General features: G+C 43.5%; 19 protein-coding genes. 9 read left to right on the top strand and 10 right to left on the bottom strand.

What is annotated here, in order from left to right:
* Positions 1-205: 205 nt before the first annotated feature.
* From EO98_RS05635 to EO98_RS05625, 3 genes are read right to left on the bottom strand one after another with little or no spacing between them, the layout of a single operon-like run.
* Positions 206-601: a DUF2149 domain-containing protein gene (locus EO98_RS05635; RefSeq protein WP_048139872.1), complete on the bottom strand. Its 396-nt coding sequence runs from the start codon at positions 599-601 to the stop codon at positions 206-208.
* A gap of 25 nt (positions 602-626) precedes the next feature.
* Positions 627-1256, bottom strand: coding sequence for a MotA/TolQ/ExbB proton channel family protein (locus EO98_RS05630; RefSeq protein ID WP_048139874.1), 630 nt, complete (start codon positions 1254-1256; stop codon positions 627-629).
* A complete protein-coding gene (locus tag EO98_RS05625; protein WP_048139876.1) occupies positions 1253-1942 on the bottom strand; it encodes a DUF2162 domain-containing protein in 690 nt (229 codons plus the stop codon). The genes EO98_RS05630 and EO98_RS05625 overlap by 4 nt, the downstream gene beginning before the upstream one ends.
* Positions 1943-2412: 470 nt before the next feature.
* Here EO98_RS05625 and EO98_RS05620 point away from each other — a divergent pair, with 470 nt between their 5' ends.
* Positions 2413-2928 carry a winged helix-turn-helix domain-containing protein gene (locus EO98_RS05620; RefSeq protein WP_048132653.1) on the top strand — a complete coding sequence of 172 codons (516 nt, stop codon included), beginning with the start codon at positions 2413-2415 and terminating at the stop codon, positions 2926-2928.
* Between the two features lie 225 nt (positions 2929-3153).
* On the opposite strand, the gene EO98_RS05615 is transcribed toward EO98_RS05620, so the two are convergent.
* The 5 genes from EO98_RS05615 to EO98_RS05595 all read right to left on the bottom strand — a co-directional run bounded on the left by EO98_RS05615 (position 3154) and on the right by EO98_RS05595 (position 7334).
* Entirely contained in the window at positions 3154-3837 is a 684-nt protein-coding gene (locus EO98_RS05615) for a fibrillarin-like rRNA/tRNA 2'-O-methyltransferase (RefSeq protein WP_048139879.1), read from the bottom strand.
* Positions 3838-4848: an NOP5/NOP56 family protein gene (locus tag EO98_RS05610; RefSeq protein ID WP_048139881.1), complete on the bottom strand. Its 1011-nt coding sequence runs from the start codon at positions 4846-4848 to the stop codon at positions 3838-3840.
* Positions 4845-5810, bottom strand: coding sequence for a beta-ribofuranosylaminobenzene 5'-phosphate synthase (locus EO98_RS05605; protein WP_048140063.1), 966 nt, complete (start codon positions 5808-5810; stop codon positions 4845-4847). The genes EO98_RS05610 and EO98_RS05605 overlap by 4 nt, the downstream gene beginning before the upstream one ends.
* A gap of 34 nt (positions 5811-5844) precedes the next feature.
* On the bottom strand, positions 5845-6789 hold the full coding sequence (locus tag EO98_RS05600; protein ID WP_048139883.1) for a DUF2953 domain-containing protein: 945 nt from the start codon (positions 6787-6789) through the stop codon (positions 5845-5847).
* Positions 6790-6893: 104 nt separating this feature from the next.
* Positions 6894-7334, bottom strand: coding sequence for a GerW family sporulation protein (locus tag EO98_RS05595; protein WP_048139885.1), 441 nt, complete (start codon positions 7332-7334; stop codon positions 6894-6896).
* A gap of 563 nt (positions 7335-7897) precedes the next feature.
* Between EO98_RS05595 and EO98_RS05590 the strand changes: the two genes are divergently transcribed.
* The 3 genes from EO98_RS05590 (at position 7898) to EO98_RS19100 (ending at position 17343) form a co-directional block, all read left to right on the top strand.
* A complete protein-coding gene (locus tag EO98_RS05590) occupies positions 7898-10078 on the top strand; it encodes a PGF-pre-PGF domain-containing protein (protein ID WP_052734494.1) in 2181 nt (726 codons plus the stop codon).
* 488 nt (positions 10079-10566) lie between these two features.
* Positions 10567-13326 carry a PKD domain-containing protein gene (locus tag EO98_RS05585; RefSeq protein ID WP_052735080.1) on the top strand — a complete coding sequence of 920 codons (2760 nt, stop codon included), beginning with the start codon at positions 10567-10569 and terminating at the stop codon, positions 13324-13326.
* 771 nt (positions 13327-14097) lie between these two features.
* Positions 14098-17343, top strand: a complete 3246-nt coding sequence (locus EO98_RS19100; protein WP_048139886.1) for a PKD domain-containing protein — start codon at positions 14098-14100, stop codon at positions 17341-17343.
* Positions 17344-17419: 76 nt separating this feature from the next.
* On the opposite strand, the gene EO98_RS05575 is transcribed toward EO98_RS19100, so the two are convergent.
* The gene (locus EO98_RS05575) at positions 17420-19744 is read right to left on the bottom strand and encodes an ATP-dependent DNA helicase (RefSeq protein WP_048139888.1); all 2325 of its coding nucleotides are present in this window, start codon (positions 19742-19744) and stop codon (positions 17420-17422) included.
* Positions 19745-20377: 633 nt separating this feature from the next.
* On the opposite strand from EO98_RS05575, the gene EO98_RS05570 reads away from it, so the two are divergent.
* On the top strand, positions 20378-21781 hold the full coding sequence (locus EO98_RS05570; RefSeq protein ID WP_048139891.1) for an MATE family efflux transporter: 1404 nt from the start codon (positions 20378-20380) through the stop codon (positions 21779-21781).
* 79 nt (positions 21782-21860) lie between these two features.
* Here EO98_RS05570 and EO98_RS05565 read toward each other — a convergent pair whose 3' ends face one another.
* Positions 21861-22217: a helix-turn-helix domain-containing protein gene (locus tag EO98_RS05565; RefSeq protein ID WP_048139893.1), complete on the bottom strand. Its 357-nt coding sequence runs from the start codon at positions 22215-22217 to the stop codon at positions 21861-21863.
* A 158-nt stretch (positions 22218-22375) separates the two neighbouring features.
* On the opposite strand from EO98_RS05565, the gene EO98_RS05560 reads away from it, so the two are divergent.
* The 4 genes from EO98_RS05560 to EO98_RS05545 all read left to right on the top strand — a co-directional run bounded on the left by EO98_RS05560 (position 22376) and on the right by EO98_RS05545 (position 25018).
* Complete coding sequence (locus EO98_RS05560) at positions 22376-22933, top strand: flavodoxin family protein (protein ID WP_048139895.1); 558 nt, start codon at positions 22376-22378, stop codon at positions 22931-22933.
* Positions 22934-23042: 109 nt separating this feature from the next.
* Positions 23043-23567: a nitroreductase family protein gene (locus tag EO98_RS05555; protein WP_048139898.1), complete on the top strand. Its 525-nt coding sequence runs from the start codon at positions 23043-23045 to the stop codon at positions 23565-23567.
* Positions 23568-23728: 161 nt separating this feature from the next.
* Positions 23729-24304 (top strand): flavodoxin family protein, encoded by a 576-nt coding sequence (locus EO98_RS05550; RefSeq protein WP_048139900.1) that lies wholly within the window; start codon positions 23729-23731, stop codon positions 24302-24304.
* Positions 24305-24376: 72 nt separating this feature from the next.
* Complete coding sequence (locus EO98_RS05545; RefSeq protein ID WP_048139902.1) at positions 24377-25018, top strand: NAD(P)H-dependent oxidoreductase; 642 nt, start codon at positions 24377-24379, stop codon at positions 25016-25018.
* Positions 25019-25310 lie beyond the last annotated feature (292 nt).

The raw sequence follows: 25310 nt of genomic DNA, 5'->3' as shown, positions 1-25310 counted from the left end.
AAAATACACTTTAATCGAAAAATATAAAAATAAGCCAAAGTCATAGAAATAGGAAACTCGGAGTCAGATAAAAAGAAAAAATACGGCAATTTTATTTTACGCCGCATTTCACATACGAAATAAAAACTTCTGATTCCTGACTCCTAGATAAATCCCACCAATGCAGACCACTACAAATAAAATTTGCGTTAATTGTTGAAAAAAATTAAACGGAGGCGGAGGAATCAGTAGAGGTGGAGGTACCATTACCCTCCGAATCTTCAGGGACGTAAATCACCCTGCCGTCAGCCAGCTTATATGCCGTCCCCAGAGCTTCCCCTGTGCCTCCACCGATGTTTTCGGTCATATTCAGGACTTCTATGGGCTTCCCCTGGTCCTTGATGATTATCTTCATATCCTCAGCTCCCGGATTTTTTACAATTGTAATATCCTCATTCGAGCTAAGAAGCTCAGGAAGATGGTAAGACATCACAAGGGCTACCAGCAGAGCCACGGAAAAGACCATTGCAACGTCAAAGAGATTGGCAACCCCGGTCATGGGGTTTTGCTCATCGGAATCATTTAAAAGCCCGGTTCGCCTGTACCGTCTGGATTTTCGCATGGTTTTCCTCCTATTAAGAAAGCAATCAATTTCCGCTTTTCTCCTCGAGTATATCCAGAATATAATCGATGTCCGACATATCCTCCCAGTACCAGCGCCTCCTGACCTGGGTAAGCACATAGGCTATTCCGGCAGAAAAGAGCCCTACGACGGTAGTTGCAAAGGCAATCATCAGGTTTTGTGCCAGGGTTTCGAGGTCTCCTTGCGAAAGCCCTATCAGGGCAGGTCCCAGCGGAATAAGCGTTCCCATAAGTCCGAGCATAGGGGCAACCGTTGAACTGATCTTCGTGTTTTCAAGGCGTTTTGCCATTTTAATCTCATATTCCTCAGAGAGCTTCTCGATTGCAGGAAAATTCTGCTCTTCGAGGTATTTTGCAGCCTCTTTTGCAAAGGATGTGACCATGTAATTTTGTTTTAGACTCTCAAGAGCCCTTGATGCTTCCGAAAAAGCTGAATTAGGAAGACTGTCCCGTATTTTTTTGCAACCGATTTCCAGGGTGTTACGGTCCCTGTTCCTTTTCGAATATTCAGAAAGGAATTCTCCTAATTGAATAAGTGAAACAAAGACAAGGATGGTCAGAAGTATCATTACCGGATACAGCAGAGCCGATGAAAATATGTACATCGTCTGTGATAACAAATCCATATTGCTCATTGGTTAGACCTCACATGGCCGAGAAAAAAACCTGCAAGGACTAAGACCCCAAAAGCCAGAAGGGGAACAATGCCTGATTCTCCCGGAGCCATAGGAGCTAAGTTCATCTGTTTTGTTTTCATATATGCAGGGATGAGCAGAGCTCCAAGAAGATAATAAATTCCGAGAAGCATCATGGCGCTTCCCATAGTTTCGGGAGTCTTTCCCAGCCGGGTCTTCCCAAACCTGAAAAGAAAAGAAGAAGCTACCACTGCAGTAAAAAAAGCAATTCCTACAAGAAGCCCTATTTTTATCCCGGAAAAGTTGAGACTTTCTGAAAGCAGCATACAGGATACCGCAAGTGCCCCCAGGCAGACCGGACAGGGCATGGATATAGCCAGAAAAGTGTGTCTGGAAACATCTTTTCCTGAATTCCACTTTTTCTGGGTGTAAATCCCGGCCCCTATAAGGAGCAGGGAGACAAGAACATGAACTCCCATACCCATTGCAGAAAGACGCTCAAAGGCATCCAGGCTTATGTGGTCAGCAACGCTTCCGAATAAAAGGGCAAGAAAAAAGTAACTGCCAGCAATTGTAAGAATTTCTCTCTTAGTGATATTTGAAAATCCACAACCTAATCCAGTTTTAATCCCGAAGATAAGGATACCTATTAAAATTCCAATAACAGTCAACGTAGAAGAGTCCATAGTACCTTCTGAGCATCTATAGTAGAATTAAATAAAAACTGGTTTTTGGGTAATGTTCGTTATCCTTCTGGGTAACAAATGCCTCTTGATTACATTTTTTGAACTAAAGATAAAATTTCAGGCACCCCGTTGCGAGAGAGGACGATAAATAATTAAAAAAGTGAAGTAATCGTTATGAAAGTGCGTTAATATAAAATCCATTTAAAAATAAGATTGCGCTGAGTGAATAACAAATAAAAAGCAGAAATTAACAAAAATTATGCAATAATTCACTCTGTTAACTGACATATTTTTTTAAATAATAAAAAGTCAGGAACCGTAAATAAAGTAAATTTGTTATAAAAATAGATAAAAAAAGCAATTAAAAGATGCGATAATATACATTACTTGTTTTATAGGGGGCAATAATTATAAGTAAGGGAGGTAAAATACAGGACCATCATGGTAGTAAGAATTAGAGGGATTCAGGAATGAACGGTAGCGGAGAAAACCTACTCAAAGCGATCTCAAGCGACACCCGTCTTTCTATTCTCGAGCTTCTGAGTGAAGGGGATAAGCATATCTCCGGCCTTGCGAGGGAAATAGGGATTTCCGTGCCCGTAGCTGCAAAACATGTAAAAATCCTGGAAAAAGCCGAACTTATAGAAAGAAAAAAGTTCGGGAATACTCATATGATAAGCATAAAACTGAACAATGTATATTCTTTCCTGGACCGCTTTGCAGAAAACAGGAAGCTTGAGGTAGAGGAAGGTACGAGTCTGCTTGAAGCTTTGAAAAACGTAGCCGCTGTCGAAGTAAGGGAAATGGGAGACAGGATAAAAGTTGTCTCTACGGACGGGGAAGAGGGTTTTTATGTATATGAGGTGGACGGCAAATTCTCGGATAAAACTGTAGACGAATATAAGTTTTACGAAGATGCCATCGTCGAGTGGAAGAAGCTAATTCCGGTCACGAAAAAAAGGCTGCTTGTGAATATAAGGAGATGAAGCAGCCAGAGCAGCTTTTATTAAAAATCTCCATGAAAATAGCCTCTGTGAAAGTAACTTATACTACCATTCAGAGAATCCTGATCAAGCCAACTACTCGCTAGATCTAAAGATTTAACGGGTTTCCTGCTGAGGGTTTAGAAAAAGAAGCGTAAACCCCCTGGGTTTTAGCCTGGGGGCAGTTCACGAATTTCCGAAAAATTCAGCATTCCGGAAGAGCAGGATTCACTCCTTTAACTTTGCCAGAACTCCAAGGTGGTCTTCATGATAGGGCATAAGATCTCTGGCCATCAGGATTTCGAATCTGGGTTCAAAAGCCTGCTCAAGCTTTTTTACTTCTTCCGTGAAGACTTCCTTCGGGTTTGCCGCAGTGTCGATGCTGCGAGCCTTAATCGAAAGCAGGAGATGCCCGCCTTCATTCAAAAAGCGTGCAGCATTTCTTGCAGCGATTTCGGCCTGATTGGGCTGGGCAACATCCTGAAAGATCAGGTCTACAGGCTCAACAATATGGGCGTAACTGTCCGGTTTTCCCGCATCAGCAAGGAGAGGGAAAATATTTTTGCGCCGGGAAGCAAGCCCTATGAAGTCGCGCATGCTTCTTGGAGCAAATTCAACAGCGTATACTGCCCCTTCAGAGACGATATCAGAGACATGGCTGACCGTTGTACCTGAAGCTGCCCCCAGGTAGAGCACCTTTGAATCCTCCTTAAGGGGGATATTAAACTTCTTGAGGACCATGGCTCCAAGCTTACTCCGGCGAGGGTCCCAGGTACGGTACTCGACCCCTTCAACCGGAATTAGCTTTTCTCCGTAAACAGTCTTTCCCAGGTCCAGGTTCTTTGTGGCAAGCTGCTTTTTGCCCTTCGTAACCTCAAAAATCCCATCGGAAAGCTTCCTTACGTCAGTCATTTACTTCCTCCTCTTTTTCTTTGGTTTTGCCCCACTTTCCGGCCTTTTTTGCGGAGGCCTGGGGTTTAAAGCCCGTATTTTCTGGATTTTTTCTTCCAGTTTCTCTGGCAGAGAAGGATCTATTTTCCCGGAGTAAAAGTCGATTCGAGCGGCAAGGGAAAGTTTTGCTGCAAGAGCTCTTGCAACTTTTCCCCGCACCCACCATGGAGAGGTATTGACAAGGGGATGGCTGTAGATTATCCCGTGCTTTGGGGACGGAGCCCTTTCCCGGAGGTGTTTGAAGAGGGCCTTGCTGGCCCCGATAACCTGAATAGTACTGGACGGAAAAGCAGCAAGTTTTTCAAGGCTGCCTGCAATGCTTATGAGCCTTGCCCCGAGCATGGGCCCCGCTGTTATGGTCAGGTTAGGTGCAAGGATTTCCATACTGCTCTCGATGTAAGCTTCGATTTGCTTCCGTCGTTCATAGAGACTGCATACGTTCTCTGCAAAACCTTTAAGGAGCACTTCATCTGCAGCTTCGAGTTTTGCACCCATGGAATCCCTGGCTTTTAAGTAAAGAGGATCATCAGGAGCAACATTTTCACGGGAGCCGTATTTTACAATAAAAAGCGCAAGAGCTTCACCATTGAGCCCGCTTTCGGGGAAATAACCCCCGTACCACTCAAAAAGCCTTTCAGAAAGGGAGTTGGTGGTTTCATTGATGTCATCCAGGGCTTCTACTGCCTGAACTATGCGCTGGTCAGGGGTAAGAGCTTCTGAGACCTGGTGTTTTGCAGCTTCCAGCGTGACTTCATGTAAAAGGGAATAATATTCAGAAAGGGAATCTACAAACTTGCACTCGATAGCTGCAGCTTTCAGGTCAAAACCTTCGGGAGGAAGATTCTGCCTGCTGTCCCTCAAAGAGAGGGAACGGAGTGCAAGCTCTCTTATATCTTTTGGAAAAGAGTCGGAGGCAAGGACTTCTCCTTTGCTGCCTATCTCAAGGACTCCAAACCAGGTGTTGATTTTCAATTGGAGCCTCCGAAGATGTCCGCGCCCCGATTCTTTGCCTTTGTAAGCAGTACTTCTCCACCAAGTGATTCATCCAGCATACTCTGGACTTCTTTCTGGAGTTTTTTGCATTCTCCCGGACTTCCGACAATCCCGTAGACTACTGGCCCGAAAGAACTGACTCCTGAACCACTAGCTCCGTTGTCCTGCATATATTTCATGGCATCGAGTACAGGTCGGGGCTGAAGTTCAACTTCCCGCTTTTTAAAGCCCACAGTCTGGAAATGGTTGACTGCCCTGCCGAAACTTTCCAGATCTTCTTCGATTAGCGCAGGGAGCATCTGCATGAGAATTACATGAGAGAGTTCCTGGACTTCCTTAAGAGGGATAGGACAGACTTTTTTGAAAATATCGACTTCTTCTGCGTCATGAACACCTTTGGTATTGGGAATTGCAAGGACAATATGCCAGTCAGGAAAGTCCCTCCTGAAAAGCACGGGTCCTGGAGGCATACGGCTGGCTGCGGAAGGAGAAAATGCACCTTTATCCCTGAATTTGTGCCCCCCGTCCAGGATGAAACCTCCACTTTCGAAAGCAGCAACCCCTATTCCGGACGTCCCGCCTCTACCGACAGCAACTGCGAGTTCCCGGACACTTTTTCCAAGCCCGTAAATTTCATTTACAGCTGCTGCGGCAGAAAGTGCGGCCTGGGTTCCGGAGCCAAGCCCTACATGGTCAGAAAGATCCCTATTAATATGAATCCTGATGCCTTTCCCTTCAGGAAGCACAGCTTTTACTGCTTTTAGCATCCTGCCTGCGAGAAGAGAATCCCCCACCACTTCGACAACATCCGCTTCAGCTGCCGAAATTTCCAGGCTTGGTGACTCGAGAGTAATTCCTACCCCCCCATCGACCCTGCCGATCTCTGCATTGAGATCAATAAGGGTAAGATGCAGTCTGGATGGTGACATTACATTAATCATATTCATCTGTATCCTCATTGCTTATTCATAAAGCTTAGGAGTTAACCTTCGAACTACTCCGAAGTTTTTCCTTAACAATCAAATAAGTAAAAGATAAAGTTTTCCCGTTAAATATAAATTTAAGGAATGGAAAAATCAGCGAATATATTTTTATACGGATCTCCGCACTCCCCCGAAAATCCAGCAGTGACTCCATAAACACAGGACATACGGAAAAACTACAGCTCCGGCAGCGGCTGTAAACTGTTCCAAGAAGAGTATGTATAACCCCACAAAGCATCCCTGTATCTGCGGGGTCAGAAAGACCGAAAGTAAGGTCAGCTTTCAGGTTTTTGATTTTTATTGCATTAAACATATCGGAAAACAGACGTAACAGAGGTTTTCGAAGGGCTTTGTAAGCTTCAAGACCCCAGTGAAGTTTTTCCATGGTGGTCATTCCTTTCTTTGCCTCTACTTCACCTTCCTTACCAACTCTTTTTTTCCTTCTTATTCGGGCAAATATTCCTCTTTTCTCTTTCCCCACAGTTTTTTCTTTAATCGGAATATTCTCTTTGCCTTCAGCCTGTTCTTTAATTTCAATTTTCTCTTTACCCTCAATAATTATTGTTTCCTCTTCAGGTTTCTTTTCTCCGGGCTCCCTATCTTTTTCCATCTGCATTTTGAGTTCTGCTTTTAGATTGTCTTCTTTTCTGCTTTCAGCTTGTTCAGGCTCTTTTTTACCCTGTGGAGTTCCGGTTTCTACTCCAGTTCCTTTTTTCATTTCCTCCTCAGCCGGCTCTTCAGGAAGTAATTTTTTTTCCTCAGGTTCTTCGATTGAAAAAGTATGGGAAAAAAACAGCCATTTTACAGTAAATATTCCTCCCAGCTCTTTCTTTTCTTCCACACTCAGAACCTTGAGCTTGAAAGTGAGACCTATAGCTGTAAAAAGTATGAATAAAACAAGCAGAAAAACCAGAAGGAAGAGGTAGGCAATAAGCATGCTAAACAAGTTGAAGGAGAAAGATAGTCCTGACGATCTTAAATACCCTGACCTTTAGTTCCGGTCCCTGGAAAATCCTTTAAAAAGGTTTAACCAGGAGGGATTTACTGGAAAACTCCCCCTTTCTCTTCGAACTCCGTATGCTCTTTAACTTCCGTTTTGCCGCCTTCCGAACCCTCTTCTTTTTTATGTTTGCCAGTCTTACCTTTGATCTTCTCCAGAATGTCAGGCACGACCTCCTGAAGGGAATTGAGGATTGATCCTACATCGCTTTTCTCAGAGATCCGGAAGATTTTTGCATCATCTTCGGAAAGCATAATAAAAGCAACAGGCTCTATCTTCGCACCTGCGCCTCCGCCTCCTCCGTACCCTGATTCATTATCCTTTTTGCCCTCCCCGCCTCCAGCTCCGAACCCCATGGTAAGTTTGGAAACAGGAATGATTGTTTTTCCGGCAGCTGTAATAGGATCTCCGACGACAGTTTTAGTAGTTGCAATTTTTTCAAGTTCGCCTGCAATTTCTTTAATAGTATCTTCTACGCCCATATTTTTATTCCCCGATGTGTATTGTATGATTTGTTTAGATGGATAATAAAGGTTGTCTATCTTCTTTTAGATTTCCAGCCTAGTTTTATTAAATATTGACTTCATCATATTTGAGTTAATCCTGTATTCACAATTTCAAGCGTAACTCTTCCATTCGCAACGTAATTTTTTGAGCGAGAATCATAGTTCCTTTTTTGGAACCCCTCCAAATCTATGCCTGCCTTCTCCTCTGATTTCAAATTAATATCCGGATTACTTTTGAGGGAGGGCTTTCGAAAACATAGGGCTCTTTTTATTTGGGAAGATAGACAGTGAAAAATAGACAGTAGGAAAAAATAAAATGATTTAGTAGGATAATATATGATGATTTAGTTAATATTATATAACAGTACTAATTCTGTAAAATAACTAATATTAAAAATCAAAAAGTCGGGCTTAAAGCTTAGTATATATACTATAAAAACAGCGCAGCCTTTGGACAAGAACATATTATCATAATCGAAAGCAAAAACTTGTGATTTTAATTAAAATGAAACGCAAAAATATATTTTGAGGGGTTTATTGTGTGGAAAGCAAAAAGACATGGTATAATTTTATTTGTAATAATTCTTGCACTTTATCTGGTTATCGGAGGGAGTGCATCAGCTGCAACAATTTATGTGGACGATAATGACAAATCCGCAGACTATGAAACAATACAGACTGCACTAAACGCCGCAGTTGACGGAGACACTATAATAGTAAAGCCAGGAACTTATCCGGATGAACTAATACAAGTAAACACATCTGTAACAATAAAAGGAGCTTCGGGATATCCCTCGGTTGGTGGCTTTGATATATACAGGCAGTCACGTATAGAAGGGTTGACAATCACGAAGGGTGTAGGCTTTGACCAGGGTGGCATAGAGTGCACAATAAGAAATAACAGGTTTGAAGGCTGCGGTGTAAGTATAGGTAACAGCTACCTGTATGGAAATCAGACAATAATGAATAACCTCTTTACAGGGAGCAAATTCGGGGTGTCCACTTATGATAGCTGGAATAATAAAATTACAGGAAACACATTTCAAAAATGTGATGCTGGTATAAAATTTACATGGGGTGGCGGCGGCCACGTAGTCACGGGGAATACATTCAAAAACTGTGGAATCGGCATCCACATAATCGACGAACAGGCAACTATTTATAACAATTATTTTTCAAATAACATTAACCTGCAGGTAGACGAATTACATGACAGGAATGGCCCCCAATTAAACACTAAAAAAACCACAGGTGAAAACATCATAGATGGTCCTTATATAGCTGGGAACTACTGGGCAACACCTGCAGGAGATGGATTCTCTCAGACCCACCTGGACACTAACGGCGATGGGATAGCTGAAAAAACATACCAGATAGCAGAGGGTGTTATTGACTACCTGCCCCTGGTAACTCCCAGGACAGAGTCTGAACCTGTGCTTCCTGTGGCAAATTTCAAGGCAAATACTGTAAGTGGGAACGCTCCTCTTTCAGTCCTCTTTACCGACCTTTCACAAAACGCAACATCGAGAAGCTGGAACTTTGGAGACGGAGCTACTTCAACTGATAAGAATCCAACGCATTCTTATTCCCTGGCAGGAAACTATACCGTTAACCTTACAGTAAGCAACCTGAAAGACACGGATTCAAAAACTGCTATTATAACTGTGCTGGAAAAAGAGGAAGAAGAAAAGGAAGAAAATGAAAATGTAAATGAAAATAACAATCTTCCCGTAGTAGACTTCAGCACAAATGTCATCAGCGGCTCTGCTCCCCTTTCAGTCCTCTTTACTGACCTTTCACAAAATGCAACTTCGAGAAGCTGGGATGTTAACAATGACGGAATCGAGGACTCAAAAGAGGCAAGCTTTGTTTATGTGTATACTGCCACAGGAACTTATACAGTTAAGCTGACAGTGAGCAATGAAAACGGCACATCCCCAAAAACTACTCTGATAACTGTAGAGAACGAGAGCATTGACGGAAGCAGCCACAGCAACGGAGGAAGCAGCCACAGCAACGGAGGAAGCAGCAGCGGCGGCGGCGGGTCCCCTGAACCTGCAAGAAACGTTGAAACCAAAGAACTTTCACAGGTATTCATTACAAACGGAAAAGCTGTAAAATTTGATTTCACGAAGGATGCAACCTGTGTTGTTTATGTGAGCTTTGATGCAAAAAAGACAGTAGGAAAGACCACAACGATTGTTGAGGAATTAAAAAATAAGTCGTCTCTGGTTTCGGAACTGCCTGAAGGAAAGGTCTACAAATCTTTTAATGTATGGGTAGGAAACAGCGGATTTGCAACCTCAAAAAATATAGAAAACCCGGTCGTCTGTTTTAAGGTTGAAAAATCCTGGCTCCAGGATAAAAAGATCGATAAGGATTCGATTATCCTCAACAGGTACAGTGAAGAAAAGTGGGAACAGCTGCCAGTCAACTTATTAGAAGAAGACGACAAATTCCTGTACTTCACAGCCGAAACTCCGGCATTTTCTTCGTTCGTAATAACAGGAAAAGCAAAGAGCCTCTCCGAAGAAGACTCAACAGAAACGGAGCCTGAGAAGGAAACTCGCGCCGCAGAAGAAGAGATGAAAAGTATAGAGGAAGAAGTTGAACCGAATTCCGGGCAGGAAGAAGACACAAAGGCCCCCGGGTTCGAAATTGGATATGGGATAATATGCATGTCCGCTATTTTCCTGCATAAAAGAAAGCAAAAAAACTAAAAGAATACAAAAGAAAGGCAGTCAAATCAAAAGTCAAGTATCAGTTTTGATACAGAAAAATGATTGATGAAGGTTTTACGCCTTCATCTTATTTTTCTACATTATCAGTTTCTGCCCAATCTTTTATCCTTATTTTATCTCGGAAATCTTTTACCCTCATTTTATCTCGGAAATCTTTTATCCGGATATTACCCAGACTTTTACCTCTCCTGAGGTTGTAAAAGAAGCTGCCTAATTGAGTAAAATAGACTGACTATCATCTTACAATTCGAATATTCTTTACTCTTCTGTAAATATTCTTTTTTATATCTATTTAAAAGTATTAATCCAAATCAGTATATTTATATTGTTTCACGCGTTTTCCAATTAAATAAAAGTCTTTAATATAAAGGATCCGGTGTGTGAATAAGTAATTCAGTTATAAAATATTTATTGTTAAATATGCACATTTATAAATTTTTAAGGAAATTTAAGTTAATTGTTGATAGATGGAATTTCATCCATATTTCACCCCTAACTTTCTTGAATGGACGGAGGAATTCGAAATTCGAAATAAATTAACCGTTTTACTAATTGCTTTTCTCATTCTGATATTCTGTGTTGGAATCGGAACTGCAGATGAGATTATTGTCTGGCCAGAAGATTCAATACAGGCTGCCATAAACAACGCAAGTTCAGGTGATATAATCACCATAAAACCCGGGACCTATACCGAAAATATCATAATATCTAAAGATAGCCTCGGTATCGATAGCCTCACTATCCGGTCGGAGTCCGGAAACCCTGAGAATACAATAATAAAAGCTAAAAGTTCAAAAGAAAACGTGCTCTTAGTGAAGGCAGATAATGTTGGGATTAGCGGGATTAAAGCTATTGGAGCTGGGGCCAGTTACTCAGGAATCTGTTTGTCAAGATGCAACAAATGTATAATTGAAAACAACAAGCTCACTAGCAACGGGCGTGGAATTCATATATTGTGGTCTAAAGGCTGTAAAGTTTCGACAAATACTGTTACGGATAACGGTGTGTATGGAATTCTGCTTGAGAGTTCCAGCGGTAATACCATTTCCGGAAATACGGCATCTAACGACGCCCGCGGCATCCATGTTGGTTCCTCCGACGGCAATACCCTTTCAGACAACACTGTTACTTCGAACAGTGATTACGGCATGTATGTTTGCGGCCTGAGCGACAATAACCGCATTTATAACAATTACTTCAATAACACCAAAATGACAATTAAAAGCGGGGCTGGAAACTCTTATAATATTGAAAAAAAGGAAGGAAAAAATATTATTGGTGGGACCTATATTGGTGGGAACTACTGGGGAGAACCTAATGGGGAGGGTTTTTCCGATAAAGCAGTGGATAAAGATGGGGATGGAATTTCCGATTTCGCGTACAGTATACCAGGCAGCATATATTCAGATGACCTGCCTCTTACACATGCTTCTAACTTGCCTGAGCCTGTAATCCCTATTGCAGACTTTAGCAGCAATGTTAACTCGGGGAATGCACCGCTTGATGTCATTTTTACGGACAAAAGCACAGGAACTCCCACTAAATGGGACTGGAATTTCGGAGACGGAACGAATTCAGCAGACCAGAACCCTGCACACACATACTCCTCAGCAGGAACTTACACGGTAACACTTACAGTAAGCAATTCAAACGGTCAGACTTCAAAAACCGGTGCAATAACGGTTCTTCAAACCTCTGAGCCTGTACCTGAACCTTTAATCCCTATTGCAGACTTCAGCAGCGATGTAACTTCAGGGAATGCACCGCTAAATGTCTTATTTACTGACAAAAGCACAGGAACTCCCACTGCATGGAACTGGGATTTCGGAGACGGAACGAATTCAGCAGATCAGAACCCTGCACACACATACTCCTCAGCAGGAACTTACACGGTAACACTTACAGTAAGCAATTCAAACGGTCAGACTTCAAAAATCGGTGCAATAACTGTTCTTCAAACCTCTGAGCCTGTACCCGAGCCTGTAATCCCGGTTGCAGATTTCGGCACCAATGCTATTCAGGGCCCTGCTCCTCTTACTGTCCAGTTTACCGATCGTTCACAAAATACAGTTTATTGGAGCTGGGATTTTGACAACAACGGACAGCCTGACTCCACCGACCAGAGTCCGGTTTATGTATATGAAGTTCCGGGAGACTATACCGTTAACCTGACGGTACGCAACGAAAACGGTTCAGCTTCAAAAACTCTCGAAATAAAAGTGCTGGAGGCAGAAGAGGATAAAGGTCTTCCTGTTGCAGACTTCAGTGCGAATGTTACGAGCGGCTATGCTCCCCTTGAGGTCCTCTTTAAAGACCGCTCACAAAAAGCAACTGAGATCGGGTGGGATTTTAACAATGATGGAGTGGCTGACGTGAGTTCCAGTACCGTAGTTTATGTGTACACAGCTCCGGGAACCTATACAGTAAACCTGCTCGCAACCAACGAAAATGGTACGGTTTCAAAAACTCTTGATATAGAGGTGTTGAAAGAGAGCAGTTCCGGAGGAAGCAGCCACAGCAGCGGAGGAAGCAGCCACAGCAGCGGTGGCGGTGGTGGTTCCCCCGAACCTGCAAGAAACGTTGAAACCAAAGAGCTTTCACAGGTTTACATAACAAATGACAAAGCCGTAAAGTTTGATTTCACAAAGAACGCCACCTGTGTTGTATATGTGAGCTTTGATGCAAAAAAGACAGCTGGCAAGACCACAACGATTACCGAGGAATTAAAAAATAAGTCTGCACTTGTTTCCAAATTGCCTGAAGGAGAGGTCTACAAGTCCTTTAACGTCTGGGTAGGAAACAGCGGGTATGCAACCTCAAAGAATATAGAAAACCCTGTCATCTGTTTCAAGGTTGAAAAGACCTGGATGGAGGATAAAAGGATAGATAAGGCTTCAATTGCCCTGAACAGGTACGAGGACAAAGCCTGGGTGCAGCTGCCAGTTACCCTATCAGGGGAAGATGAGAAATTCCTGTACTTCACTGCCGAGGTCCCGGGCTTCTCTTCCTTTGCAATAACAGGTAAGGCAAAAAGCCTCTCAGAAGAAGCTACAGCAGAAACAGAGCCTGGACAGGAAATTCGCTCCATTGAGAGAGAAGATGAAAAAAGCATGGGTGAAGAAGTTGAACAGAGCTCTGCACAGGGAGAGGATACAAAGGCTCCAGGATTTGAAATAGTCTATGGGATAGCCTGCGTGCTTGCAGTTTTCCTGTATAAAAGAAAGTAAAAAAGCTAAAAGGATACAAAAAGGAAATCAAACAAATCAAATCAAATCAAATCAAATCAAACAAATCAAATCAAATCAAATCAAATCAAATCAAATCAAAGCTAAATGTCAAGCTTTGATACAGAAAAGCGATTGATGAGGGGTTTATCCCTTCATCTTATTTTCTACAAACCTCATTTTCTACAAATCTCATTTTCTACAAATCTCATTATCTACAAATCTCATTTTCTACAAATCTCATTATCTACAAATCTTATTTTCTACAGTTTCAGTTTTCTCAGTATTTTAACTTGATTTCTTAATTTCTGAATCCATATCGTTTCTTAATCCGGATAGATATATAGAGCCCCGGTTTCCTCATAAATAATAATTTTTGAATAGCAACCCATCAAGAGCATATTATTGCCTGTTTTGAAAGAGACTGATTACCAATAATAAAAAAGATAAGAATGTAATAAGGATAGCTGTTTAACGAAGTTAAAATACTAATTCTTGCCTTACAATTGAACTATTACTTTACTGAGCAGCATGCTGTTTTATATTTTTATAAAAGTAATAGATTAAATCAGTATATTTATATTTATTTATATACATTCCCGCGTAGTTAAATTGATTGACGCAGGGATTTTACTCTGGATTTTAGTAAATTCAGCGCAAACGCAGAGCTTTACATTTGTACATTCATTGGGCATTGAGTACATGTTTTCATGAATTACTAATAATACAATTTTCGCCCCTGATACAGATTTCACCCCTAACTTTCTTGAATGGATGGAGGAATTGGAAATTAGAAATAAATTAATCACATTATTAGGAATTTTTATCATATTCTCATTAATTTCAGGTATTGGAGCAGCGGCAGAGATAATTGTCCAGCCAGGAAGTTCAATACAGACTGCCGTAAACAATGCAGCTTCGGGTGATGTAATTACCATAAAACCCGGGACCTATACCGAAAATATAAAAATATCTACAGGTGATCTCACTATCAGGTCTGAGTCCGGAAACCCTGATAATACAATAATTAAAGCTAAAAGTTCAACTATAAATGTACTTTCCGTACAGGCAGATAATGTAAAAATTAGCGGGATTAAAGCTATTGGAGCAAGCGGGTCCAGCTATTCAGGAATCTATCTGTCCGGATGCAATAACTGTATAATTGAGAATAACAAGCTCATGAGCAACGGGCGTGGAATTTATCTCGTGAGTTCTAAAGGATGCTCCGTCTCGAAAAATACAGTTACAAATAACGGGGTTTATGGAATTGTGCTTGGGAGCTCCAGCGGCAATACAATCTCCGGAAATACGGCTTCTAACGACGCCCGCGGCATCCATGTTGGTTCCTCTGACGGCAATACCCTTTCAGGCAACACTGTTACTTCGAACAGTGCTTACGGCATGTATGTTTGCGGCCTGAGCGATAGAAACCTCATTTATAACAACTACTTCAATAACACCAATATGATCATTAAAAGCGGAACCGGAAACTCTTATAATACCGCAAAAACCGCAGGCAAAAACATCATCTATGGAAGCTATATTGGAGGGAACTTCTGGGGAAAACCCGATGGGTCAGGCTTTTCCAATACCGCAGTGGATAAGGATGGAGATGGGATTTCCGATTCCGCGTATAGTATACCAAACAGCATATACTCAGATTACCTGCCTCTTGTAACTCCTTCCAATCCTGCAGCCCCTGATGCGGACTTCAGCAGCAATGTAACCTCAGGAAACGCGCCGTTGAATGTTTTATTTACTGATGCAAGCGCAGGAACGTCCACTGCATGGAACTGGAGTTTTGGAGACGGGACATATTCAACCCAGAAAAATCCAGTGCATATATATTCAGCAGCCGGGAGTTACACAGTAACACTTACAGCAAGCAATGCGGCTGGAAACGACACAAAAACAAAAGCGGATTATATAAAAGTAACAGCCCCGCAAAAACCAGTCGTAAATTACTGGGGCTCTCCGAGGTCAGGAGATGCGCCGCTGACTGTAACCTTTAAGGACATTACTACAGGATCCCCCACAGCATGGAACTGGGATTTCGGAGACGGGACCAATTCAACGGAACAGAACCCAAAACACACATATTCAGCAGCGGGCCGTTACACGATAAAGCTGACAGCAACCAATGCAGCCGGCGGTAATACGCTAACAAAGTACTATTACATAACAGTGACAGGAACCTCTTTGCAAACTCCTGTTGCAAGCTTCAACAGCAATGTTACTTCAGGAAACGCGCCGCTTAATGTCCTATTTACGGACACAAGTACAGGAACTCCCACAGCATGGAGCTGGAATTTCGGAGATGGGACTAATTCAGCAGTCCAGAACCCTGTACACAAATACTCCTCAGCAGGAACTTACACTGTAACGCTTACAGTAACCAATGCGGCAGGCAGTAATACGCTAACAAAAACGAGTTATATAAGTGTAGGGACAGAGGCGGCGCAAACTCCTGTTGCTGAGTTTTTGGCATCTCCAACATCCGGAAATGCACCTCTGGATGTGACCTTTACTGACAGCAGTACGGGAACTCCCACAGCATGGAACTGGAATTTCGGAGACGGGACTACTTCAACAGATCAGAACCCAAAACACACATATTCGACAGCAGGAGCCTACACAGTAACGCTTACGGCAACTAATGCTGCAGGCAGCAATACGGCAACAAAGTCCAGTTATATAACTGCAGGGACAACGGAACAGAAGCCAGTCGTAAACTTCTGGGGCTCTCCAAGATCGGGGAATGCGCCGCTGAGTGTGGCCTTTAAGGACATTACTACAGGATCGCCTACTGCGTGGAACTGGGATTTCGGAGACGGAACTAATTCAACGGAACAGAACCCAAAACACACATATTCAGCAGCAGGACGTTACACGATTAAACTGACAGCAACCAATGCTGCAGGCAGTAATACGCTAACAAAGTATTATTACACAACGGTGACAGGAACAGCTGCACAAACTCCTGTTGCTGCGTTTTCGGCATCTCCGACTTCCGGAAATGCACCTCTGGATGTGACCTTTACTGACAGCAGTACAGGAACTCCCACAGCATGGAGCTGGAATTTCGGAGACGGAACAAGTTCAACTCAGAAGAGTCCAACACATACATATTCGACAGCAGGAACCTACACAGTAACGCTTACGGCAACTAATGCTGCAGGCAGCAATACGGTGACAAAGTCCAGTTATATAACCGCAATAACTGGAGGGACAACGGCACAAAAACCAGTCGTAAACTTCTGGGGCACCCCAAGATCAGGAAATGCACCGCTGACTGTAACCTTTAAAGACATTACTACAGGAACACCTACTGCGTGGAACTGGGATTTCGGAGACGGAACAAGTTCAACAGACCAGAACCCAAAACACACATATTCAACAGCAGGAAATTACGTGATAAAGCTGACAGCAACCAATGCGGCAGGCAGTACTACAATGACAAAGTACAATTATATTGTAGTGACAGGAACAGCTGCACAAACACCGATTGCTGCGTTTTCGGCATCTCCAACTTCCGGAAATACACCCCTGAATGTGGCTTTCACTGACAGCAGTACAGGTACACCCACAGCATGGAGCTGGAATTTCGGAGACGGAACAAGTTCGACTCAGAAGAGTCCAACACATACATATTCAACAGCAGGAACCTACACTGTAACGCTTACAGTAACTAATGCTGCAGGCAGCAATACGGCAACAAAATCCAGCTATATAACTGCAGGGACAACCGGTACAGGAACAACGACACAAAAACCAGTAATAAACTGCTGGGGCTCTCCAAGAACGGGAACTGCACCTCTGAATGTGTACTTTAAGGACAGTAGCACAGGTTCGCCTACTGCATGGAACTGGAGTTTCGGAGACGGAACGTACTCAACCCTCCAGAACCCGAAGCACACATATTCAGCAGCAGGAAGTTACACGATAAAACTGACAGTAACCAATGCAGCAGGTAGCACTTCGGTAACAAAATACAACTACATAGTAGTTTCAAAGGCCTGAGAGCACTGTGAAGTCGGTTTAACAGGGATTAAACGAAAGTAAATTAAAAGGCTGGAGTAATCGGGCTATGTCCTTTTTAGAGCTTTTCTGCAAAGCTCCCGAACTCCAGCCGACTTGAAGCCGGAGATTCCGGCTCCTTTTTTTCAGGGGAATAGGGCACTACATTTGCAAAAAACTCTTTTACCAGGCTTCCCACGTCCCTTGGAGCTACATCGAGAAACTCTCTACTTTCTTCAGGAGGGAAGTATCCGAATACCGAAAATTTACCCAGCTTGCGCATCTGAGAGCCCTGGTAACGGGCATCAAGGAGAATCCTTACCCCGAAATCTCCCGGAGAGCGGACAACTCTCCCCATTGCCTGTCTTACCTTCCTGGTCGTTGGCACCTGGACTGCAAACTCCCAGCCATCTCCACAGTTAAAAACCGTATCATATGCCGACTCCACAGCTTTGATCCTGTCATTCAGAGCCGGGTATCCTACACCTACAACGATCACGGTTCTGCCGCGGGAGTCTCTGAAATCAACGCCTTCGCTCAATGTTCCCCAGAGATAGGTTATGAGCAAAGCTTTTCCTCCCTGTTCCCCTATTTTGAAAAACTCCTGCCTGATCTCCTGGGCTGAGACCCCGACCTCATCAAGGAAAATAGGGATCGAAAGTTCGGGCTCAAGGAGTTTTTTATAGCGGAGGGCTTCCGCATAGCTCTGGAAATAAACGACCACATTCCCTGGCGATGCAGCAGTGGCAGCAAGAAGCGCTTCTTTCAAACTTTCCAGGGTTTCAGGGCTGTCCCTGTTTTTTGCAAAGAGGGGAGGGACTGAAACTGCAAGAGTAAGCCTTCTTTCCGGTGGGAAGGTGGTCCCATAGGTGATTTCTTCCACTTCCCGGGTAATTCCCAGTGTGGATTTTACCATCTCAAAAGGTCGAAGTGTAGCCGACATCAGCACTGCCGAATAAACGGAATCAAGCAACGGTTGGGTCACATTTTTGGGAATGCAGGTGAAAAGTTCAAGCCTGCCGACTACCCTATCGCTTTTAAAGTCCCTGCGCATGTTCAGGATCGGATAATAGTTCTGCCTGTCCGAAAGCACAAGATAAGAAGAAAGAAAATCTGCAACATAACGGATCTGGGAACGCTTTGGAACGGAAAGAAGCCCTTTTTTGTAGTTTTCAGCATAAATCTCTTCCAGCCTGCCTCCGAACTCTCCGATTTCCCGCAGCCGGGTCAGAACCTTTTCTTCGTCTGCAAACCCTTCTACCTTTGCATCCCGCAAAAAACGAACTTTCAGGACATCGAGGCGCTCATAAGGATCGCTAATCTGAATATCCTGCCAGTGTTTTCCAAGCCTGTTCCTCTCCCCGAACTTCAACTTTGAGTCATAAGTATCCCTGATAGAGGTCAGCAAACAGGAAAAAAGCCTTTTTGCGTAGATCCGGGAGGCATAGTCCTGGTCAAGAGGAATCCCGAGACCCTGCCCGGAGCCTCCCCCGAACATAGGAGAACTGTCAGACTCAGGAATCTCCCCGACCTCGGAAAGGGCTTTTTCAATGGTTATTTCAGAAAGCATTACGGAGGAATGGGAACGGGCTGAAGCCTCAATGTTGTGAGCTTCATCAAAGATAAGAATGATATCTTCAGGGTCTCTCTCAAGCCATTTAAGGAGGGTCATGAAGATGTCAGCACTGAGCACATGATGGAAATTGCAGATAAGAAGTTCTGTGTTTTTGAGTTCCTTTTTAAGCAGCTCATACCCGCACATGTCCCGGTCTTCCGCATATTCCATAACTTCTTCAGGACTTCTTACATCAGAAAAGAGCCAGGAGGAAAATTCATTTCCTTCGTACTTGAGGACCTCATAAAGCTTTGGGCAGGAGTGGTTTCTCAAAGACTGGGCCTTTTTTCGGGCTTCCTCGATTTCTTTTTCAAGCTCGTTCCTGAGGGCGTAGAGGGAAGGGTCTTTTGTCCGTTTGTGTTTTTCGGAGGCATCTTTGAGTTCTTTTTCCTTTGAAGAGACTTCCCTCTCAAACTCAAGGAGATCGTAGGTGTTTTCCCCTTTTAGCTTGCACTCCTCATAGTCGAGGTTCTCGGGACACATTGATGTCTTGCCCTTGAAAACAATTGTTTTTATGCTGTTGTCCCTGTTGATGTCCCTGGTCTCATGGATAAACTGGACCATCTGCTGGTGGACATTCGTGACTATGATTACGACCTTGTTGAGCTTCTTACCCACGTGAAGGGCAGGAGCAAGTGAACTTAGAGTCTTGCCTGTCCCGCACGCTCCCTCAAAAAGCACTATTTTCTCATGCAGGAGGGCAGAGTGAATCTTCTCCATGGCTTCTGCCTGATTTGGGTAGCAACTTTGTTTTGTAAAATATCGCATGTATCCGTTCTTTTGCATCATACGCTTAACCCTGATACCTCTCCGGTTTCCTGAACCCCGAACAGTCCATCGGAATTTATTCATTTTGAAAATTTATTAATTTATTTAGTATACTGGAGAACATACAGTTTCTCTTAGGAACATATAGTTTCTCTTAATATCTTTCTGAGAACTGTCATTAACCATCTTTAAGAACCGTGATTAACTATCCTCAACAACAGTAGATAAATATATTGAAACCCGTTTTGAGAGTTATTTTTGAGGCCTATTTTCGGAGAACTATTTTTCCGAGAATCATTGAATCATTGAATCATTGAATCATTGAATCATTTATACTGTCCACCGGATAAGCCAGATAAAAATGAATTCCTGGTACTACACCAACACAGAGGGAGAGGATTTATTTTTACTTGTTGAGTGAGGTGTTATTGCTTGACCAGTTATCCGAAGACAGAAGAAAGATAGATGAAAGATATATGAAAGACAGAAGAAAGACAGCCAGATAAAGTTTTTTTCCTGCCTTATCTTCAGACTTCATGGTATAAACCATAAAGCCGATAAGACTATATTCAATTAACTGTTCTTGTAAGTTTCATACTTTAATATAAAAACAATTAGAATTAATATGCGGAAACAGTTCAGAGGAATTAAAGGATGGACGAAATAAGCCGGATGCTGGCAGACGAAAAAATCGGAAAACTTCTTTTTAAAATGTCAGTACCCGCAACCATAGGAATGCTGATGCAAGCCTTCTACAACCTTGTGGATACGGTATTCGTAGGCAGGGCCTATGGGGCCGAAAGCATCCAGGCAATCGGAGGAATTGCAGTTGCATTTCCAATCCAGATGATCGGAATGGCTGTAAGCCTTGCTATCGGCATCGGGGGTGCGTCCATCATATCTCGCCGCCTTGGGGAGAGAGAGCCGAAAAAAGCCGAAAAAATATTTGCAAACCTGATCTTCCTTTCCCTGTTTTCGAGCTTCCTGATAACAGGAGCAGGGCTTATCTATATCGTGCCGCTCCTGAAAATTTTCGGGGCGACTGATACTATTCTCCCTTATGCACTTGAATACCTGGAAGTAATCCTTTACGGTACTATCCTTTTTTCTCTTGCAATGGTGACAAACGCTGTGATCCGTTCCGAAGGAAACGCAAAAGTCGCCATGAACTCCATGCTCATCTCCGGCGGCCTCAATGTTGTGCTTGACCCAATCTTTATTTTTAGCTTCGGGATGGGAATAAGGGGAGCTGCCATTGCAACCGTACTGGCACAGGCAATAGGAGTGCTTTATGTTATCCGTTACTTCCTGAGCGGAAAAAGTACACTCAGACTCCACCCTGCTGACCTCAAACCGGACAACAAAATCATAAAAGAAGTCCTTGCCATAGGGGTGTCCCCTTTTGCCAGAAACTTTTCAGGGAGTTTCATGGTAATAATCCTGAACAACCTCCTTGCCTTCTACGGAGGAGACATAGCCATTGCCGTGTTCGGGATAATCAACAGGCTCCTGATGTTTACACTCATGCCCATGTTCGGAATTATCCAGGGACTTCAGCCGATAGTGGGTTTCAATTACGGGGCAAAAAACTTTGAACGCGTCAGGGAAACTGTAAAACTTGCCATCCTCACTACCACAGTTATGTCTGTTGCAGGTTTCCTGATACTTTACCTGTTTCCGGAGCAGCTTTTTGGGATTTTCAGTGGAGACCACCAGCTGATAGTTGAAGGAAAAAGTGCTGTGAGGATAGTGGTGCTTGCAACCCCGCTTATTGGATTCCAGGTAGTTGGAGCAGCACTCTATCAGGCTCTGGGCAAAGCAAAACCATCTCTTTTCCTGTCCATGTGCAGGCAGATACTTTTCCTGATTCCCCTGGTGCTTGTACTCCCTAAATACCTGGACCTCTTCGGTGTCTGGGCAGCCTTCCCGCTTGCAGATGTCCTGGCTTTTACGGTAACCCTGATTATGGTTATCCGGGAGTTCAAGCTGTTAGCTGAAGCAGGAGAAAATGTGAAAATTGACCCGACTGCAGGGAATTTACCTGCTCGCGGAAATTGACAGGCCCGTGGGAATTGACAGGCCCGCGGGAATTGACAGGTTGATAAAAGAAGTTACTGCAAAATCCTGTCAACGGTTTTTACGCCCTTTTTTTATCAAGCATGCACTCCCTGCCGAGGTACCCATTTCCCCATTCACAGAGCGCATCCAGAACCGGAAGCACAGTTTTTCCAAATTCAGTCAGAGAGTATTCAACCCTGGGCGGGATTTCAGGATAAATCTCCCTGAGGACAAGCCCATCTTCTTCAAGTTCACGAAGTTGTTTTGTGAGCATTTTGGGAGAAATCCCCTGCATGCTTTGCTGGAGCCCTGAAAATCGCAGTTTCTCTGCTCTCAACTGCCAGAGGATAAGGGGTTTCCATTTGCCGCCTATTACGTCCAGAGTTGCTTCAACAGGACAATTATAGTGTTTATTATTTTTTGCTTCACTAACCATAAGCTTTCATACTATCCTTTTTGTTACTAAGTATCCGGATTGCGTGTATGGTATATAAGTATAGTTGCGGTAAATTAAATATCAGCAAATACACGTTACTGACAGAAGAGACTCTATTTTGTTAAAGAGGCTCAAATTAACAGATAAAAGGTGTAAAAATGAAAGTTATAGGTATTGTTGGAAGTCCCCGAAAGAATGGAAATACAAATGTCCTTGTCCAGCAGGTCCTCGAAGGCGCAGCAGAAGCAGGTGCCGAAACCCGGACCTTCTTCCTAAATGAAATGAACTACAGAGGCTGCCAGGGCTGCAACTACTGCAAGGCCCACGAAGAATGCAAGCTTGAAGACGACCTTGTGGAAGTATTCAATGAGATTGCAGCAGCTGACGGTGTTGTATTCGGCTCCCCGATTTACTTTGCCCAGTTTACAGGCCAGATGCGGCTCTTCCTTGACCGCTGCTATTCACTTATAAACGCTGATTTCTCCCCCCGCCTCCCTGCCGGGAAAAAGGCTGTGATTGTAGGAGTTCAGGGAGCGCCTGAGCCCTCGGCTTTCAAAAGTGTCTATGAAGAATTCGGAGGGCAAATTTCCGGCGTCATGGCCATGGAAATAAAGGATACCCTTGTGGGAGTGGGATATCACGCTCCCGGAGAAGTAAAGGACAATTTAGAACTTATGGAAAAAGCGAAAAACACAGGCCTTAACCTGTTCAAATAAAGAAAAATAAAACAGGAAAGAAAACAAACCAGGGCGAGAGAAAACTGAAGAGGCATTTCCTCGCCCGGTTCTATTAGAGCTCTTTCAGGAATAAATAAGGAGTCCGAATATGGAAACTCTTGAAGCAATCCACACTCGCCGAAGCATTCGAAAATATACCGACAGGCCAGTTCCGAGGGAGCTTGTTACCGAACTGCTGAGAGCTGCAATGAGTGCTCCATCCGCAGTTAATGCCCAGCCCTGGGTCTTTATTGTTATCGATGACCGAAAAATCCTCGATGAAATTCCCACATACAGCCCCTATGCCGGAATGTGCAGGGAAGCTCCTCTCGCAATCCTGATCTGCGGGGATACGACTATGGAAAAAGCCCCCGGGTACTGGGTACAGGACTGCTCGGCAGCCACTCAGAACCTCCTGCTTGCAGCTCACGATTTCGGGCTTGGGGCAGTCTGGACGGGGATTTATCCGATGAAGGACAGGGTCGATGGTTTTCGTAAAGCTTTTGGGCTGCCTGACCATGTGTTTCCTCTTGGTCTTGTGCCTATCGGCTACCCTGCCCAGCAGCCCGAACCTCAGGAAAGGTATAGGGAAGAGAAAGTTTACCACAACAGGTACGGTCAAAAGAAAGAATAATCTGCCTGAAAACCGAAATCCAGGCGAATTTTAAACCTGGATCTTTGTGAAGGCAAAGAGTGCAGAATTTAGGACTTTGAAGGAAGACAAATCAAAGCTTTTTGAAATTTGCTACGGCAAGCTGAAAGGTGAATGAGTAATAAGTATGGGGGAAACAAACAGTGAAAGTCGTCGCATTTAACGGAAGCCCGCGGAAGGAGGGTAATACAGCCTCTCTCATAGAACACGTTTTTTCAGAACTTGAAAAAGAAGGCATTGAAACCGAAACCGTGCAGGTTGGGGGAAAAAGCATTCACGGCTGCATAGCCTGTATGAAATGCTTCGAAAACATGGATAGAAGGTGTGTAATCGACAAAGACATTGTCAACGAATGTATTGAAAAAATGATTGAAGCCGATGGTATAATCCTTGCATCGCCTACATATTTCGCCGACCTGACACCTGAGCTCAAAGCTCTTATAGATAGGGCGGGCTTTGTTGCGAAAGTCAATAACGAAATGTTCAGGTACAAAGTTGGAGCAGCCGTTGTTGCAGTAAGGAGAGCCGGATCAATCCATGTTTTTGATTCTATCAACCATTTCTTCACCATTTCCCAGATGATAATTCCCGGATCCAGCTACTGGAACATTGGAATAGGGCTTGCCGAAGGGGACGTTGAAAAGGATGAAGAAGGTGTCCGGACAATGGAGACCCTGGGCCAGAACATGGCATGGCTTTTGAAAAAGCTCCATCCGTAACTTAACGAAAGAGGCAGCCTTACATTTTTATTCAGGGAAACGAATTCCATAGGTAGAATAAGGGGGAATAAAATGAAAATTTTGTACATTTACGCGCATCAGGAACCTAAATCATTTAACGCTGCCCTGAAAGAAACAGCTCTCTCTGCCCTGAAGGAAAAGGGTCACGAAGTCAAACTCTCAGACCTTTACGCAATGAACTTCAATCCCGTGCTCACTGAGGGGGATTTCACGGACCGGAAAAAACCGGACATTTTCAAGCCTTTCTTTGAAGCAATCCAAGCTTCCAAAGCCGGGGCTTTTGCTCCCGACATCCTGGCTGAGATGGAGAAAGTAAAATGGGCTGACCTGCTGATTTTCCAGTTTCCGATCTACTTCACGTCCATGCCCGCGATAGTGAAAGGCTGGATTGACCGGGTTCTGGCTCCGGGCTTTAGCTTTAACCCGATTACAAAAAACACCTACGAAACCGGGCTCCTGAAAGGAAAATCAGCAATGATTGTCGCCACCACCGGGACTCCGCAGGCATTGTATGTAGAAGGAGGGGTACACGGGGACATGAACAGACATCTGGAATCCGTAACCCACTGCGTCTTTGAGTTCATGGGGATGAAAGTGCTGCCTTCTTACATCCTCTATGAAGTGAGCAGCTTTTCAAAGGAAAAAGGGGCAGAAGAAATCGATAAGTATAGAAATAGAATTCTGGAACTTTAAATAGAGAAGAAAACGCCTTTATTTGTTTTTTTGAAAATTGAGGAATGAAGCGTAGCCTGCGCCTTATACGACTTTTAAATAATATTTGTATACACTATTTTTGTAAAAAGATTTATTAACCGTTATGTATGTTCAAACATATCATTTAAATCCCATACAGGTGCGTGGAAAAATTAGAAATAAAGTGGACACAGGCCGGAATCAAAGAAATTGATACGAAAAAACGGTAGCAAGGGAAAAAAACGGCAGCAAAGGAAAATAGAAACATAAAAATAAGAAATTTATGAAGGGA

This window comes from Methanosarcina sp. 2.H.T.1A.6 (genome assembly GCF_000979455.1).
Classification (GTDB): Archaea; Halobacteriota; Methanosarcinia; order Methanosarcinales; family Methanosarcinaceae; genus Methanosarcina.
This window is presented reverse-complemented; position numbering and strand designations above follow the sequence as displayed.